This is a genomic window from Pseudomonas helmanticensis (assembly GCF_900182985.1).
Taxonomy (GTDB): Bacteria; Pseudomonadota; Gammaproteobacteria; order Pseudomonadales; family Pseudomonadaceae; genus Aquipseudomonas; species Aquipseudomonas helmanticensis.
The window spans coordinates 3,732,517-3,747,993 of sequence record NZ_FXUY01000001.1; the positions used below are offsets into that span (position 1 = coordinate 3,732,517).

Below are 15,477 nucleotides of genomic sequence, written 5' to 3' on the forward strand. Positions count from 1 at the left end.
AGAGGGCGTCGCAGCAAACACAAAACCCTGTAGGAGCTGCCGAAGGCTGCGATCTTTTGATTTTGCTTTTAAAAAAGATCAAAAGATCGCAGCCTTCGGCAGCTCCTACAGGGATTACATCAGAATTTGATGAAGTGCTTGCGGTAGTGCTGCAGCTCGGCGATCGATTCGCGGATATCGTCCAGCGCCAGATGAGTGCTGCCTTTCTTGAAGCTGTCACGCACGTCTGGTGCCCAGCGTGCCGCCAGTTCCTTGAGCGTGGAGACGTCGAGGTTGCGGTAGTGGAAGTAACTTTCCAGCGCTTTCATGTGGGTATAAAGGAAGCGGCGATCCTGGCAGATGCTGTTGCCGCAGATCGGCGACTTGCCCTTCGGCACCCACTTTTCCAGGAAGGCGATGGTTTCAGCTTCGGCTTCGGCCATGCTGATGCGGCTATCACGCACGCGCTGGGTCAGGCCGGAATTACCGTGGGTGCGAGTGTTCCATTCGTCCATGCGCGCGAGAACTTCGTCGCTGTGGTGGATAGCGATCACCGGGCCTTCGGCCAGCGTGTTGAGGTCGCTGTCGGTGACGATGGTGGCCATTTCGATGATGACATCGTTGTCCGGGTCCAGACCGGTCATTTCCAGGTCGATCCAGATCAGATTCTGCGGGTTTTGCATATTTCGGCTCCTAGGCAATGCTGCGCAGTTTAGCCTAGGCCAGTGGCCGGGCGTGCTAAACTCGCGACCGTTTTACCTAATCGCTGCATTCTTCAGACGGAACACCCATGGCCAAACGCCAACTCAATCGTCGTCAAAACTGGCGCATCGAAAAGATTCAAGGCGAGCGCGCAGCGCGCGCCGCCAAACGCGAGTCCTCGGCTGTCGAAGCGCTCGAGGGTGGCGACTTGGGCCCGGAACAGACCGGCCTAGTGATCGCCCACTTCGGTGTGCAAGTCGAGGTCGAGGCCACTGATGGCGATCAGGCCGGCCAGGTATTCCGTTGCCACCTGCGCGCCAACCTGCCAGCCCTGGTGACCGGCGACACGGTCGTCTGGCGTGCCGGCAATCAAGGTATCGGTGTGATCGTCGCGCAACTGCCGCGCACCACCGAACTCTGCCGCCCGGACAGCCGTGGCCAGTTGAAACCGGTGGCGGCCAACGTCGACATGATCGTCATCGTCTTCGCCCCGCTGCCCGAGCCGCATGCCAACCTGATCGACCGCTATCTCGTCGCCGCCGAACACGCCGGCATTCGCCCGTTACTGCTGCTGAACAAATTCGACCTGATCGACGAGCAGAACGCCCCGGCGCTCAACGCGCTGCTGGCGGTGTATCGCACGCTCGGTTATCCAGTGCTGGAAGTCTCGGCGCACCACGGCAACGGCATGGAACAACTGCAACAGCAGCTCGACGGGCGCATCAGCGTGTTCGTCGGCCAGTCCGGCGTCGGCAAGTCGTCGCTGGTCAACAGCCTGCTGCCAGAAGTTGAAACCCGCGTCGGGCCGTTGTCCGAGCTGTCCGGTCAGGGCACGCACACGACGACCACCGCGCGCCTGTTCCACTTCCCTGGCGGTGGCGAGTTGATCGACTCCCCGGGTATCCGCGAATTCGGCCTCGGCCACGTTAGCCGCGCCGACGTTGAAGCCGGTTTCATCGAGTTCGACGACCTGCTCGGCACTTGCCGTTTCCGCGACTGCAAGCACGACCGCGAGCCAGGCTGTGCACTGCTCAAGGCGCTGGAAGAAGGTCGCGTGCAGCAACAACGCATGAACAGCTACCGCTCGATCATCGCCAGCCTGCCTGAAAACGGCTATTAAACAGCTGCACCGGCGGCTCTCGCCCGAGGGCTGCCGGATGTCGGTCTGCATCTGACACAGCCCTGTCCTTTTTAAACATCAGGCTTTTCTGTAGGACTTCTGCACGCCTGATTGCAGGACATTTCTCTTTGTTCCTGCACACCTTGTCGGCGCGTTTCACAGGCCTACATTCAGTTCCTCTTCGCACTTTCGCGTCCTTGAGGATCTGCCATGCAAACCTACCATTTGTTCATCAGCCACTCGTGGAACTACTCCCACGCCCACGACAATCTGGTGCGCCTGCTCAGTGCCCACCCCGACTTCACTTATAAGAATTTTTCGGTGCCGACGCACAACCCGATCATGGGCGCACAGACCGACAAACAGCTTGAAGAAGCCATCGAAAACAAGATTCGTCCGTGCTCGGCGGTGCTGATCATGGCTGGCATGTACTCGACCTACAGCAAGTGGATCAACAAGGAAATCGAGATCGCCAAGCGCATGGGCAAGGTGATCATCGCGGTGAAACCGTTCGGCGCCGAGCGTATTTCCACGGTGGTGCGTAACGCCGCACACGCCGAATGCGCGTGGAACACCAACAGCATCGTCGGCGCGATCCGCCTGCACACGGCGGCCTGAACATGCGCAAGGGACTGTTTATCGGCATCAACGACTACACGCATATTTCGCGCCTGAGCGGTTGCAGCAATGACGCCATGGCCATGGCCTCGGTGCTGAAAACCGACGCCGATGGCGACCCCAACTTCAAGAACGTCGTGCTGACGTCGGCTGAGGATTACCTGGGCCGGGAGATGCTCGAAGATCAGATCCGCGAGCTGTTTTCCGGCGACTGCAACGTTGCGCTGTTGTATTTCGCCGGGCACGGCGGCTTCGACACCGACAATGACGAAGGCATGCTGCTGCCCCAGGATTATCGCAACGCCAAGGACGGTATCCGCATCAGCGACATCCTCAACTGGGCGAGCAAAGCCACGCGCATCAAGAACAAAGTGATCATCCTCGATTGCTGCCAAAGCGGCGCCGCTGGCGAGGTGCGTGCCTTGCGCAGTGAAAGCAGCGTGGTCGGCGAAGGCATGACCATTCTCACCGCTTGCAAAAAGGAAGAGCCGGCCATGGAAGGTGCGCAACACGGCGTGTTTACCGGGTTGCTGCTGCAGGCCTTGCACGGTGGCGCGGCGAACATCCTCGGCAAGATCACTCCCGGCAGCCTGTATTCCTTCGTCGACAACGCGCTCGACGCCTGGGAACAACGTCCGGTGTTCAAGACTAACGTCTCGCAATTCATTTCCCTGCGGGAAGTCTCGCCGCTGATCCCCAAAGAGATCCTGCGCAAACTGCCTGACTGGTTTGCCGAAGCCGAATCGACTTACCCGCTCGACCCGAGCTACGAGCCGACCGAAGCCAACTTCAACCCGGACCACGGCGAAATCTTCGCGCAACTGCAAAAGTGCAATCGCCACAGCCTGATCGAACCGGTCGACGCCGAGCACATGTACTACGCCGCCCTCCACTCCACCGGCTGCCGCCTCACCGCCCTCGGCGCCTACTACCGCGAACTCGCGCTCAAAGGACATTTCTGATGCCTGTCTTCATCAGCTACCGCCACATGGATCGCCTGCATGCCGTGGCGATCAACAATCGCCTCAAGCAGGCCAACATCAAGACTTATCTGGATGTGCTGGACCCCGAGTCGCAGACCACCGACGACATCACCGGCGTGATCACGCGCAACATCACCGAATGCACGCACTTGCTCGCGGTGGTGTCGGAGAGGACTGCTTTGTCGTGGTGGGTGCCGTTCGAGATTGGTGAGGCGACCATTAGCAACCGGCGGATTTGCTCGTTCAAGACCGGGCCGGCGGAGCTGCCGCTGTATCTGGATAAATGGCCGAAGTTGAGTACGGATAAAGACATCGATTTCTTTATCGATGCCTATCGGGAGGAAGTATCGAACAAGCGCTCGATGGTGCTGGATTCGATCAGCGAATCCACCAAGGGCACTTACAAGCGCAATGCCGAGCTCTTTCATGATCAGCTGAAGAGCAGGATTCGACGGGGGTTTTGATTGGTCGGCTTGGCTTGAGAGCCCCTCACCCTAGCCCTTCCGAAACGTCGGACCGCCCGGAGGGAGAGGGGACTGACAGCGGTGAATATGCGAGGTTTGCCGACCTGAAATTCCTGAGTCGTACTCAGGTTTTGAACTGCACAAAGATCTGCTCCCTTGCATCAGTCAAACGCAGACTCTGAACAGCATGAAGATCGGCTCCCTTCCCCCTCTACCCCTTGGGGGAGAGGGCTGGTGTGAGGGGGGATGGATCTCAAGTCCCGCACAAGATCCAAACCGACAGCCACAAAAAAGCCGACATCTCTGTCGGCTTTTTCGTCTCTTACTGCTTCGGCGCAGGAGCCGGCGCTGGCGCCGCACTCCCCAGCTCGGCCGGTTTCGGTGCAGCGTCGTCGAACAGGTTCAGGCGTTCGCGCAGTTCGTGCGCCGGTACCGGCTGCTGATCCGCCGGCAGTGCGTTCGGGTCGACCGGCGTCGCCGGAGCGGCGCCGTTCTGGCCTTGATCCGCCGGTTTCGCCGGATCGGCACCTTGCGAGCCTTCGATGGCAGCCTGGGCTTTCTTGGTCAGCACGACGATGTCGATACGACGGTTGACCGGGTTGAACGGGTTTTCCTTGTCGAACAGCGCCGACGAGGCATAACCGACGACCCGCGCCACTTGCGCATCCGGATAGCTACCGGCGACCAAGGCACGACGGGCCGCGTTGGCACGGTTGGCCGAGAGTTCCCAGTTACCGAAATCGCCGGTGCCGGTGTACGGCTTGGCGTCGGTGTGGCCGCTGATGCTGATCTTGTTCGGCACCGCTTTGATGGTGTCGGCCATGGCCAGCAGGATGTCTTCGAAGTACGGCTTCAGGCGTGCAGAACCCGAGTCGAACATCGGCCGGTTCTCGGCGTCCATGATCTGGATGCGCAAGCCGTTCGGCGTGATCTCGAAGAGGATCTGATCCTTGAATTTCTGCAGTTGCGGGTTCTCGTCGACCTTGTTCTGCAGTTCTTGCAGGAGCAGTTCCAGACGTTCCTTCTCGACCTGCTCGGCCATGCCTTCAACCTGCTCGGTGTCGACCGTGACCTTGTCCGGTTGCGGCTGCGACTTCACTTCCGGGTTGAGGGTGTTTTCCGGCGCCAGGGTCGGCGTGCCGCCCAGATCGATGATGTACGGCGTGCCGCTTTCGGAAAAGCCGACCGGGTCCTTGAAGTAACCGGCGATGGCGATCTTCTGCTCAGGTGTGGCGGTGGACAACAGCCACAACACCAGGAAGAACGCCATCATCGCCGTGGCGAAGTCGGCGAAGGCGATTTTCCACGCCCCGCCGTGATGCCCGCCGGCTATGCGCTTGACGCGCTTGATGATAATCGGCTGATTATTTTCCATGGCTTAGCGACCGCGAACGGCTTGTTCCAGCTCGGCAAAGCTTGGACGGTGGGCCGGGTACAGAACCTTGCGACCGAACTCGACCGCCAGCGATGGCGGCATGCCGGAAGCCGAAGCCACCAGCGAGGCCTTGATGGCTTCGTAGACGTTCAGCTCTTCTTTGGCATCGTGGGCCAGCGAGTGCGCCAGCGGGCCGAAGAAACCGTACGCCGCGAGAATACCGAAGAAGGTACCCACGAGTGCCGCACCGACGTGCAGGCCGATGGACTTCTGGTCGCCTTCACCCAGGGATGCCATGGTCACCACGATACCGAGTACCGCCGCAACGATGCCGAAACCGGGCATGGCGTCGGCAATACCGTTTACCGCGTGGGATGGGTGTTCGAGGTCTTCTTTGAGGCTGTACAACTCCATGTCGAACAGGCCTTCAAGTTCGTGCGGGGCCATGTTGCCGGACGACATGATGCGCAGGTAATCGCAGATGAACGCGGTCATGCGCTCATCTTTGAGCACTGCCGGGTACTTGGCGAAGATCGGGCTCGCAGCGGCATCTTCAATGTCGCCTTCGATGGCCATCATGCCTTCGCGGCGGCTTTTGTTGAGAATCTCGTAGATCAGGCCGAGCACTTCCAGATAGAAAGTGTGGCTGAAGCGCGAACTGAACATGCTCAGGGATTTCTTGAGCACGTGCATCGTCATGTAGCCGGGGTTGGCCTGGAGGAATGCGCCAAGGGCCGCACCGCCGATAATCATCACCTCGAAGGGCTGGATCAGGGCGGCAATCTTGCCGTGGGAGAGCACGTATCCGCCGAGCACGCTCGCGAATACGACGATGATGCCGATAATTTTAGCCATAGGTAGGAAAGTACTTACTGAGTCGGGTTCAAGGTCATATTCGGAAGTTAAAAAATCTCTTCTTCTACTTATCGGCAAAACTGCGCCAGACTATAGCCAGTTCAGGCGAAAAGCCAATTTAGCCCATGCCGGGCGCGTCTACAGTCAGTGAAGATCCCCTCCAGACATGGCTAATGAAACGAACGTCCCACATGCAAAACCGACCACGCTCGACGGCTGGGTCAAGCTGCTCGACAGCGTTCGACTGCCCGTACCGCAAGAGGCTCACGACAAGGTTTGCCGGGCGATTCGCGACAATCGCAGCTCGCTGCGAGACATTGCCGATCTGATGCAGGACAGCCCCGCACTGGCCTTGAGCATCATCCGTGAGGCCAATCGTCACACCCACGGCAATATGGCTTCGCCGGCGGAAAATCTTGAAGTGGCGATCAACCGTCTCGGCCTGGCGCGTACCGAAGAGTTGCTCGCGCGCTTGCCCGCCGAGCCACTGATGCAAATTCCCAAGGCCCTGCGCCAATTGCAGATGATCAGCCAGCACGCGACGCAACAGGCCAACGGTTTTTTCGCCAGCCGCCTGGCGCGGCTGTGGCAGGACATTCATTGGGGCAGCCTGCTGTTTCTGTCGCCGTTGTGGCCGCTGGCGCTGACCTATCCACAGTTGCTGGAAGAATGGGAACTGCGGGTTATCCACAAGGGCGAGTCGGCACGCACCGTCGAAAAGCAATTGTTTGGCGTGCGCCTGTTGAGAATCGCCGACGCGCTGGTCGAAGCCTGGCATCTGCCGATCTGGGTTCAGCAGGGCTACAAACTGCTCCTCAGCGAACAACGCGAATTGGTCAAAGTGCTGCGCATCGCTCGCGACAGCGAACATCCGTTGCGCCAGCAAAACCGCCTCGACGATGACCCGACATTGCGCCGCTGGCTCAATCAGCCGGCCAACACAGTGCTACTGGCCAATGGTCTGGCGCTGTCGGCGCAACAGGCCTGGGACAGTCCGCACAGCGAACGCTGGCAGTACCTGACCAGCCTTTACCTGCAAATTTCGATGGATGAAGTGCAGCAACAATTGCACCAGCAGGCCGCCAACAGCGCCCGTCATCATGCAATGCCAGACTTGTGGCACCCGGCGGTTTCGCTGTTGTGGCCGTGGGGCACCCGGCGCTTACCGGCCGGCATGTTGCCCGCCGCAGCGCCCAACGCCGAAGACCTGACGCAATGGCGCAAGCAGTGCGCCGAACTGCTGGCAGAACCGAGCCGCTTCACCAATGCCATGAGCCTGACCGTTGCGGCCCGCGATGCATTGGTTGCCAGCGGCATGCGTCGGGTGCTGATCCTGATGGCCGACCGCACGCAATCCAGTCTGCGCGTGCAACAAACGCATGGTTTGCCAAAAGAAGCCGCTGCGCTGACGTTCGCCGTCAGTCAAAGTACCGTGCTGCAACGCCTGCTCGCGCAACAAGCGCAGGTGCGCATCAACCAGGACAACAACGCACAGTTTTCCGCCCTGCTGCCTCCGAGCCTGCGCGCACTGTTTCGTGGCGAGCATCTGCTCTTGCGTTCATTGGTCAATAACGGCCGGGTGATCATGATCGTCGTCGCCGACCAGGGCGGCGGGCCGTTCGCCGATATCAGCGTGCAAGCCTTTGGCAAAACCGCGCAATGCATCGAAAAAGCCCTGCAAAGCTTTAGCAGCCGTGGCCGATGAGGCTGCGCTACAATCCTCCCCTTTGTGCTCTGGAGACCTCACATGTCTGACTTCTCTGGCTTGCCGCTCGTCATCGAACCGAGCGACTTGCTTCCTCGGCTTGAGGCCAGCAACCTGATTCTGGTGGACCTGACCAGTCCCGCCCGCTACACCGAAGGTCACCTTCCCGGTGCACGCTTTGTCGACCCGAAACGTACCCAGCTCGGCCAGCCGCCGGCGCCAGGTTTGCTGCCGGCCAAAGCCGATCTGGAAGCATTGTTCGGTGAGCTGGGCCATCGCAAGGACGCGGTCTACGTCGTGTATGACGACGAAGGCGGCGGCTGGGCCGGGCGCTTCATCTGGCTGCTCGACGTGATCGGTCACGACAAGTACCACTATATAGACGGTGGTTTGCCGGCATGGCTGGCAGATGGCATGCCGATGTCGATCCAGGTGCCACCAGCAGTGGGCGGCCCGGTCGCGCTGACCTTGCACGACGAGCCGACCGCAACCCGTGAATACCTGCAAAGCCGCCTCGGTGCAGCCGATCTGGCGATCTGGGACGCGCGCGGGCCGCTGGAATACTCCGGCGAGAAAGTGCTGGCCGCCAAGGCCGGGCACATCCCCGGCGCGGTCAATTTCGAATGGACCGCCGGCATGGACAAGGCCCGTCAGTTGCGCATTCGTACGGACATGCCACAGATCCTCGAAGACCTCGGGATCACCAAGGACAAAGAAATCATTACCCATTGCCAGACCCATCACCGGTCGGGCTTCACTTATCTGGTGGCCAAGTCCCTCGGGTATCCGCGGGTCAAGGGCTACGCCGGTTCCTGGGGCGAATGGGGCAACCACCCTGACACGCCTGTCGAGATTTAAGGTTTTTAAGGACAACTAATGAAAGAGCGTCTGTTTATCCTCAGCCAGTACCTGCTGCCTCATCACCTGCTGTCGCGCCTCGCCGGCTGCATTGCCGAGTGCCGCGTGCGCTGGTTCAAGAATGCCTTCACCCAGTGGTTCGCCAAGCGTTACCAGGTGGACATGTCGCAAGCGCTGGTCGAAGACCTGACCGCTTACGAGCACTTCAACGCCTTCTTCACCCGCGCTCTGAAAGACGGCGCGCGCCCACTGGACGAAACCCCGGGCGCGATCCTCAGCCCGGCCGACGGTGCGGTCAGCCAGCTCGGCCCGATCGAGCACGGTCGCGTATTCCAGGCCAAGGGCCACAGCTTCAGCGTGCTGGAATTGCTCGGCGGTGATGCCGCCAACGCGGCGCCGTTCATGGGCGGCGATTTTGCCACCATCTATCTGTCGCCGAAGGACTACCACCGCGTGCACATGCCGTTGGCCGGCACTTTGCGCGAGATGGTTTACATCCCGGGCCGGATCTTCTCGGTCAACCAGACCACCGCCGAAAACGTGCCGGAGCTGTTTGCCCGCAACGAGCGCGTAGCGTGCATTTTCGACACCGAGCGCGGGCCGATGGCCGTTGTACTGGTGGGCGCGATGATCGTCGCTTCGATCGAAACCGTCTGGGCCGGTCTGGTCACGCCGCCGAAGCGTGAACTGAAAACCTTCCGTTACGACGAAGCCGCGCGTGCGCCGATCCATCTGGAAAAAGGCGCCGAGCTGGGCCGCTTCAAGCTGGGTTCGACTGCCGTCGTGCTGTTCGGCCCGGATCAGGTGAAATGGGCTGAAGAACTGGTAGCCGGTTCTCCAGTACAGATGGGCCAAGGCCTGGCAGTGCCAAAAGCCTGATTCTAGAAACACACAATCCCTGTAGGAGCTGCCGCAGGCTGCGATCTTTTGATCTTGGTTTTTAAAATCAACATCAAAAGATCGCAGCCTTCGGCAGCTCCTACACGTTGTTATGTGTGCATCGTCAATGACGAAGCGTTGAGGCAGAACACCAGTTCGCTTATTTGCTGCTATGGTTTTTGGCATGAGCCAGACCATTTCCCCACCGCAGCTACGCGCACCGACCCCGAGTCAGCCACGCCTGTCGTTTTGCGAAGCCAGCCCGCGCGACCTCAAGCGCTGGATCGCCGACTTGCCCAAGGCCAACATCGGCGAAACCGCCCGCCTGCTGTATCAAGGCCTCGGCGAACTCAACCAACTGCTCACCCCCAGCGACAACCGTCTGCAGTTGCTCGAATTGCTGCGCCCCGAGGTTTACTTCGTCTGCCAGCATCTGGAGCGACACTTTCTTCATCAGGCGATCATGCTCGACGAGCGCTCTCGCAAGATCAGCAATCTCTGTCAGGCGCTGCAAAGTCATCTGGCCATCGGCTACAAACAGATCGTCCTGCGCATTGCGCCGAAGTACGCCAAGGATCGCGCAGCGCTGCTCAGCACCGCACTGCAACGCGCAACGCACGCGTCGAAAGGCCAACTGGTTCGCGCGACTCAACTCTATAGCCCGCCACCGGAACACCTGTGGTTTGAGCTGCATCAGCTGTATCGCACAGCGTGTGAGTTGCAACTGCAACAGCGTCGAGTGCATGACGATCTGGCCAGCCTGACCACCGAATTGAGCCTGGAGCAGACCTACATCGCCGCCCTGCTGCTGGGCAGCGCCCGCTGCAATCAACTGCGCCAGAACCAGATCGCCCGATTGGCAGAAGTGCTCGAACCATGGAGCGCTCTGCTCAAGCTGCATCCCGCCCGCCCGGACGACGGTCTGTTTGCGGTCAGCGCGCAAATCGACGCCGGGCCGCGTTATCGCAACATGTTTCGCAGTGAGCAACAGGCCGGATTGCTCGGCTTCGATCCACAGCCGCTGGTAAACGCCATCGAAGCGCATTTGCTGCACCAGGACACGTCGACACCCTTGCCGATCCCGACCGGGCTCAGCTTCGACACCTTGCAACACCTGCATGCCGCATGGGTCCAGGCCGCCGAGCGCAGTTTTCAGCGCACCGTCGGTCAGGGCAATCTGACCGTGTGCGTGGGCATGAGCGCCCTGCACTTCTACCTCGGCGGCGAGCGTAGCTTCAGCGATATGCTCAAACACCCCGGCGCCCGCGCGGCGAATTTCAGCCACGCCGTGGCAAAAGGTGAGAAGGACAGCTGGAGCCAGGCTTTCGACGCGGCGCCGCAGAATAACGAGCAGTTTTTGCCCTACGAAGAAATCCAGTACGACCACCTCGTCGAAGACGAAAGCAGCGCCGATGCGGCGCCGCACTACCCGACTTACGCATTGCCCGTGATCAATCACAGTCCCGGCGGTTACTGCCTGGGCTGGCCGAAAGAAGTGCCTGCCGAATTGCAGGCCGGAGAAATGCTCGGCATTCAGGACAGCGTCAGTCTGGGCTGGAGCATCGCGGTGATTCGCTGGATTCGTCAGGTGCGCGGCGGCGGTACGCAAATGGGCATTGAACTGGTGGCGCCACATGCGCAGCCCTGCGGCTTGCAACTGGTGCGTTCACGCGACGATCACAGCCAGTATTTGCGCGGATTATTGTTGCCGGAGATCAGCGCGATCGACGTGCCCGCAACGCTGCTGGCGCCACGCTTACCGTTTCAGGAAGGCAATAAAGTGCTGATCAACACTCAGGGCGAAGAACACCGCGCCGGCCTTGATCGACGGGTGGCGAGTACGCACAGTTTCAATCAGTTTGCTTATCGCTCGCTGGAGGCCGCGCAGAATGGCGCGAGCGAGGAGGATTTTGATTCGTTGTGGAAATCGCTTTAAAGCAAAAGATCGCAGCCTGCGGCAGCTCCTACAGGAAACCTATGTAGGAGCTGCCGAAGGCTGCGATCTTTTGCTCTTTATTTACAACTGCCCGTCGCGATCACGAAAGCCCAGCAGATACAGCACGCCATCCAGACCCAACGTCGAAATCGCCTGCTTCGCCGATTGCTTGACCAGCGGCTTGGCACGGAACGCCACGCCCAACCCGGCAATCGCCAGCATCGGCAAATCGTTCGCGCCATCGCCCACGGCAATGGTCTGCTCCAGACGCAAACCTTCTTTGTGCGCCAGCTCTTTCAACAGATCCGCCTTGCGCTGCGCATCGACAATCGGCTCGATCGCCACGCCCGTGCACTTGCCGTCGACCACTTCCAGTTCGTTGGCGAACACGTAGTCGATGCCGAGCTTGGCCTGCAACTGTTTGGCGAAATAGGTGAAGCCGCCAGACAGGATCGCGGTCTTGTAGCCCAGACGCTTGAGTTCGGCGAACAGCGTTTCGGCGCCTTCGGTCAGACGCAGCGAAGCACCGATCGAGTCCAGTACGCTGACATCCAGACCTTTGAGCAAGGCCAGACGCTCTTTGAAACTGGCACGGAAATCCAGCTCGCCGGCCATTGCCCGCTCGGTGATCTCGGAAACCTGATCACCCACGCCGGCAGCCTTGGCCAGCTCATCGATGACTTCGGCTTCGATCAGCGTCGAATCCATGTCGAACACCGCCAGGCGACGGTTACGACGGAACAGCGAATCTTCCTGGAAGGCGATATCGACATTCAGTTCCTGCGCGACACTGAGGAATTCGGCGCGCAGCGCCTGCGGATCAGCCGCTTCGCCACGCACGGAAAATTCGATGCAACCTTTGCCTTTATCGGCCGGAGTGTCCAGCGGCATACGACCCGACAGACGGTCGATATGATCGATATTCAAGCCATATTTAGCGGTGATCGAACTGACGGCCTGCAATTGGCCGGCAGTCACTTTGCGGGTCAGCAGGGTGACGATGTGGCGTTTCTTGCCCTGATTGCCCACCCATTGCTGGTAGTCCTCTTCGGACACCGGGGTGAAGCGCACCTGCTGGTCAAGCTCGTAGCCCTTGAACAGGATGTCCTTGAGCACGGATTTACCTTGCTCGGAGTCAGGAATTTCAACCAGGATGCCGAACGACAGGGTGTCGTGGATCACCGCCTGACCGATATCGAGAATGTTCACACCACCTTGTGCCAGAACACCGGTAATGGCTGCCGTCAGACCCGGACGGTCGACTCCCGTGATGTTAATCAGGACGATTTCGCGCAACGCGCACCCCCGCAACTGGAAAAAAACCGCATTCTACCCACTTTCAGTGACCATCGGGCACCGCGAGCGCTTTGCCGGTCTAGGGCCTGTCGCTATACTGCGCGTCAACTTCACGGACAAAAGAGCCGAGCTCAGTGAACCGGCCCACGCCAGTTAAAACCGATAACTTCTTCCTGCTGATCTTCCGTGCACTGCGCCACCGCCGTGTACCGATTGCATTGCGCATTGCCAGCCATAACGTGATCCTGGTCGCTCTGGCCCTGGTGATCTATGCCGGCGTGATGGGTTTACAATTCAAGCAGGCCATGCACCAGCAGGCCGATGCGCTGGGCGAAAGCCTGACCACGCAGACCGCGACCTCTGCCACCGAGCTGTTGGTGTCCAACGACATCCTCAGCCTCAACGTGCTGCTCAACAACCTGACCAAGAACAAACTGGTCGCCCACGCGGCGATCTACAGCGTGGATAACCGCATCCTCGCCGAGTCCGGTCAGCGGCCCAAGCACAGCCTGCTGGGCGAAGCCGAAGGCATGTACGAGAGCAAGATCACTTTCCAGGACGTGACCGCCGGGCAACTGCGCATCAGCCTGGACATGGATCAGTTCCAGCAGCCAATGACCATCAGCCTGCAAAGCATGGGCATTCTCAGCGGGATTCTGCTGGCGCTGTCGCTGGCCTTGAGCCTGCGCATGGGCCGCTATCTGTCGACGCCGCTGCTGCAATTGCGCGTCTGGCTGCGCAACATCGACGAATACACGCCGGGCACTGATCGCCAGGACGAGATCGGCGATCTGGCGCGCCAGTTGCACGCCAACTACGCCCCGGAGCCCGCGCCTAAACCTGAGCCGGAACCCGAGTTCGAAGAAGAAGAGGACGACGAGCCGGAGTTCGAAGTGCGTAACCTGCGCGACCCGAGCTTCGACGAAACCCGCCCCCTGGCCGCCCAAAAGCCGGCGCCGCGCCACGTGGTCAGCACCGTTGAAGACGATGAAGACGACGACGCCTTCGCCGATCTGCGCGACGAATCCCTTGATACCGCGCCCCAGCCGGTAATCCGCAAGGCCACGCCAAGCGTGCCGCAACACAGCGCTGTGCTGGCGGTGCAATTGGGCTCGCAGGAGCAACTGCGTCGTCTGCCGCGTGCGCGTCTGGAAGAGTTGCTGGAGCGCTATCGCGATTGCCTCGATCAAGCGGCGTCGCTGTATCAGGGCGAAATCGAAACCCTGAACGACGGCAGCACGCTGATGCTGTTCCACACCGAAGACAGCGGCGACGATTACCTGACCAACGCGATTTGCTGCGGCGAGTTGCTGCGGGCGCTGGGTCATCAGTTGCAGATCGAGGTCGCAGACAGCGGCATCACCCTGCAATTGCAACTGGGCCTGACCCTCGGTGACGAGTTGTTCGGTTTGAGCCAGATCGATCTTCTGCTGACCGATTCGGCCCAGGACGCGTTGGCCTTGTCGCAACATAGCCGCAATCTGTTGCTGGTTGAGCGCAAGATCAGTGACGATGCGCTGATCCGCCAGCGTGCGCGGATCCGCCCGATTGCCAGTCCTGAGGGCGCTTGCTGTGTCGAGCGGTTGATGGAGCCTTATCCGTCGATGCTGGAACGGCAGCTCGCGCGGATGCATGAACGCCGGGCGTAGCCTCAAGCCCGATGTGAAAAAGCCCGCAGACAAGCGATTGTCTGCGGGCTTTTTTGTTGCCTGCACTTTCCCCCTCACCCTAGCCCTCTCCCAGAGGGAGAAGGGACTGATTGAGAGATATTGGAGAGCTACACCGACTTGAGCGCCCTGCTGTGAATCCATAATCGCCAAGTTCTTTCAGGTCGATGTAGAGCGCAAGACACCTCGGTAAGTCCCCTCTCCCTCCGGGAGAGGGTTAGGGTGAGGGGCTTTTGATCTTTCGCGCAGAACCCCAGACACAACAAAGCCCGCACAAGGCGGGCTCTGTTTAACTCGATCCAGCGTTAGAAGCGGAACACTTCCATGTCCGTACGAATCGGCGAGGCCATCGGGATCTTCGGCTGCTTCTCGGCTTCCGCCGCCGGCGCTGCTGGCTTCGGTGCCGATTTACGCGGCGCTTCAGCCACTGGTGGCTGGTTGGCCAACGGTTTCAGCGCCACCGACAATTGCTCGGCCAGACGCTGCAACAGAATCCCCTGCGCCTGTACCTGCGACGCCGTGCTGCCAGCGTGCAGCTCTTGCAGATGGACGATGCGGTTATCGCGCACCTGACCACGACGGTCGATCAAGCGCCATTGCGCATCGAGAATCGCCGGCTGCTTCTCACCAGAGTCCAGACGGGTGATGGTCAACAAAACCTGCACATCCGGGGTAAATCCGCTGGTGGCCGGTGCCAGCACCACACGTTGGCTGTCGAGGTGACCAGCAACCTGACGCATCAGCAACTGATCGATATCCGACGAAAGGCTCCCTGCCCAACGACCATCGGTCGCTGCTTGCAAGCTGCCGTCCGGTTGACGTTGCAGCAAAGTCTCACGTTGCAGGTAATCAGCCACGACTACCGGGCCCAACAAAACTGCCATGCCCGCGCTTTGCGCAGGCTGAACCGGACTTCCGCTGTCCAGTTGATACAGCGACACCGGCTGGTGAACACTGCAACCCGCCAGGCCAAGAACGCCGGCGAGCAACAAAATAAGTGGAAGGCGCAGCGCAGTCATCATCCCGTCCAGGTGGCCGCC

14 protein-coding genes are annotated in these 15,477 nt (G+C 60.1%); 9 read left to right on the forward strand and 5 right to left on the reverse strand.

The genetic code is table 11. The features are described from left to right. Positions 1-119: 119 nt before the first annotated feature. Positions 120-662 carry an oligoribonuclease gene (gene orn, locus QOL84_RS16720; RefSeq protein WP_053116764.1) on the reverse strand — a complete coding sequence of 181 codons (543 nt, stop codon included), beginning with the start codon at positions 660-662 and terminating at the stop codon, positions 120-122. A 107-nt stretch (positions 663-769) separates the two neighbouring features. On the opposite strand from orn, the gene rsgA reads away from it, so the two are divergent. From rsgA to QOL84_RS16740, 4 genes are all read left to right on the forward strand, one after another. Next, positions 770-1,801 carry a small ribosomal subunit biogenesis GTPase RsgA gene (gene rsgA, locus QOL84_RS16725; protein WP_129388278.1) on the forward strand — a complete coding sequence of 344 codons (1,032 nt, stop codon included), beginning with the start codon at positions 770-772 and terminating at the stop codon, positions 1,799-1,801. Between the two features lie 210 nt (positions 1,802-2,011). After that, the gene (locus tag QOL84_RS16730; RefSeq protein ID WP_283437911.1) at positions 2,012-2,419 is read left to right on the forward strand and encodes a TIR domain-containing protein; all 408 of its coding nucleotides are present in this window, start codon (positions 2,012-2,014) and stop codon (positions 2,417-2,419) included. Positions 2,420-2,421: 2 nt separating this feature from the next. Then, positions 2,422-3,381 carry a caspase family protein gene (locus QOL84_RS16735; RefSeq protein WP_129388271.1) on the forward strand — a complete coding sequence of 320 codons (960 nt, stop codon included), beginning with the start codon at positions 2,422-2,424 and terminating at the stop codon, positions 3,379-3,381. After that, on the forward strand, positions 3,381-3,866 hold the full coding sequence (locus QOL84_RS16740; protein ID WP_129388268.1) for a toll/interleukin-1 receptor domain-containing protein: 486 nt from the start codon (positions 3,381-3,383) through the stop codon (positions 3,864-3,866). The genes QOL84_RS16735 and QOL84_RS16740 overlap by 1 nt, the downstream gene beginning before the upstream one ends. A 322-nt stretch (positions 3,867-4,188) precedes the next feature. Here QOL84_RS16740 and motB read toward each other — a convergent pair whose 3' ends face one another. Then, complete coding sequence (gene motB, locus QOL84_RS16745) at positions 4,189-5,241, reverse strand: flagellar motor protein MotB (protein WP_283437912.1); 1,053 nt, start codon at positions 5,239-5,241, stop codon at positions 4,189-4,191. 3 nt (positions 5,242-5,244) lie between these two features. Further along, positions 5,245-6,096, reverse strand: a complete 852-nt coding sequence (motA, locus tag QOL84_RS16750) for a flagellar motor stator protein MotA (protein WP_007952169.1) — start codon at positions 6,094-6,096, stop codon at positions 5,245-5,247. Positions 6,097-6,262: 166 nt separating this feature from the next. Here motA and QOL84_RS16755 point away from each other — a divergent pair, with 166 nt between their 5' ends. The 4 genes from QOL84_RS16755 to QOL84_RS16770 all read left to right on the forward strand — a co-directional run bounded on the left by QOL84_RS16755 (position 6,263) and on the right by QOL84_RS16770 (position 11,474). Further along, positions 6,263-7,801, forward strand: a complete 1,539-nt coding sequence (locus tag QOL84_RS16755) for an HDOD domain-containing protein (protein WP_283437913.1) — start codon at positions 6,263-6,265, stop codon at positions 7,799-7,801. A gap of 42 nt (positions 7,802-7,843) precedes the next feature. Further along, a complete protein-coding gene (gene rhdA, locus QOL84_RS16760) occupies positions 7,844-8,659 on the forward strand; it encodes a thiosulfate sulfurtransferase (RefSeq protein ID WP_283437914.1) in 816 nt (271 codons plus the stop codon). A gap of 18 nt (positions 8,660-8,677) precedes the next feature. Next, positions 8,678-9,538, forward strand: a complete 861-nt coding sequence (gene asd / locus QOL84_RS16765) for an archaetidylserine decarboxylase (RefSeq protein ID WP_283437915.1) — start codon at positions 8,678-8,680, stop codon at positions 9,536-9,538. 184 nt (positions 9,539-9,722) lie between these two features. Continuing rightward, positions 9,723-11,474: a molecular chaperone gene (locus QOL84_RS16770; protein WP_283437916.1), complete on the forward strand. Its 1,752-nt coding sequence runs from the start codon at positions 9,723-9,725 to the stop codon at positions 11,472-11,474. A gap of 81 nt (positions 11,475-11,555) precedes the next feature. Here QOL84_RS16770 and serB read toward each other — a convergent pair whose 3' ends face one another. After that, positions 11,556-12,770 (reverse strand): phosphoserine phosphatase SerB, encoded by a 1,215-nt coding sequence (gene serB / locus QOL84_RS16775; protein ID WP_129388249.1) that lies wholly within the window; start codon positions 12,768-12,770, stop codon positions 11,556-11,558. 134 nt (positions 12,771-12,904) lie between these two features. On the opposite strand from serB, the gene QOL84_RS16780 reads away from it, so the two are divergent. Further along, a complete protein-coding gene (locus QOL84_RS16780) occupies positions 12,905-14,419 on the forward strand; it encodes an AhpA/YtjB family protein (protein WP_283437917.1) in 1,515 nt (504 codons plus the stop codon). Between the two features lie 323 nt (positions 14,420-14,742). On the opposite strand, the gene QOL84_RS16785 is transcribed toward QOL84_RS16780, so the two are convergent. Further along, positions 14,743-15,456 (reverse strand): PqiC family protein, encoded by a 714-nt coding sequence (locus QOL84_RS16785; protein ID WP_129388243.1) that lies wholly within the window; start codon positions 15,454-15,456, stop codon positions 14,743-14,745. Positions 15,457-15,477: the final 21 nt, after the last annotated feature.

Coding starts and splice junctions, on each gene's coding strand:
- rsgA (WP_129388278.1), top strand. CDS start 770: ATGGCCAAACGCCAACTCAATCGTCGTCAAAACTGGCGCATCGAAAAG.
- QOL84_RS16730 (WP_283437911.1), top strand. CDS start 2,012: ATGCAAACCTACCATTTGTTCATCAGCCACTCGTGGAACTACTCCCAC.
- orn (WP_053116764.1), bottom strand. CDS start 662: ATGCAAAACCCGCAGAATCTGATCTGGATCGACCTGGAAATGACCGGT.
- rhdA (WP_283437914.1), top strand. CDS start 7,844: ATGTCTGACTTCTCTGGCTTGCCGCTCGTCATCGAACCGAGCGACTTG.
- asd (WP_283437915.1), top strand. CDS start 8,678: ATGAAAGAGCGTCTGTTTATCCTCAGCCAGTACCTGCTGCCTCATCAC.
- QOL84_RS16735 (WP_129388271.1), top strand. CDS start 2,422: ATGCGCAAGGGACTGTTTATCGGCATCAACGACTACACGCATATTTCG.
- QOL84_RS16785 (WP_129388243.1), bottom strand. CDS start 15,456: ATGACTGCGCTGCGCCTTCCACTTATTTTGTTGCTCGCCGGCGTTCTT.
- QOL84_RS16770 (WP_283437916.1), top strand. CDS start 9,723: ATGAGCCAGACCATTTCCCCACCGCAGCTACGCGCACCGACCCCGAGT.
- QOL84_RS16755 (WP_283437913.1), top strand. CDS start 6,263: ATGGCTAATGAAACGAACGTCCCACATGCAAAACCGACCACGCTCGAC.
- motB (WP_283437912.1), bottom strand. CDS start 5,241: ATGGAAAATAATCAGCCGATTATCATCAAGCGCGTCAAGCGCATAGCC.
- motA (WP_007952169.1), bottom strand. CDS start 6,096: ATGGCTAAAATTATCGGCATCATCGTCGTATTCGCGAGCGTGCTCGGC.
- QOL84_RS16740 (WP_129388268.1), top strand. CDS start 3,381: ATGCCTGTCTTCATCAGCTACCGCCACATGGATCGCCTGCATGCCGTG.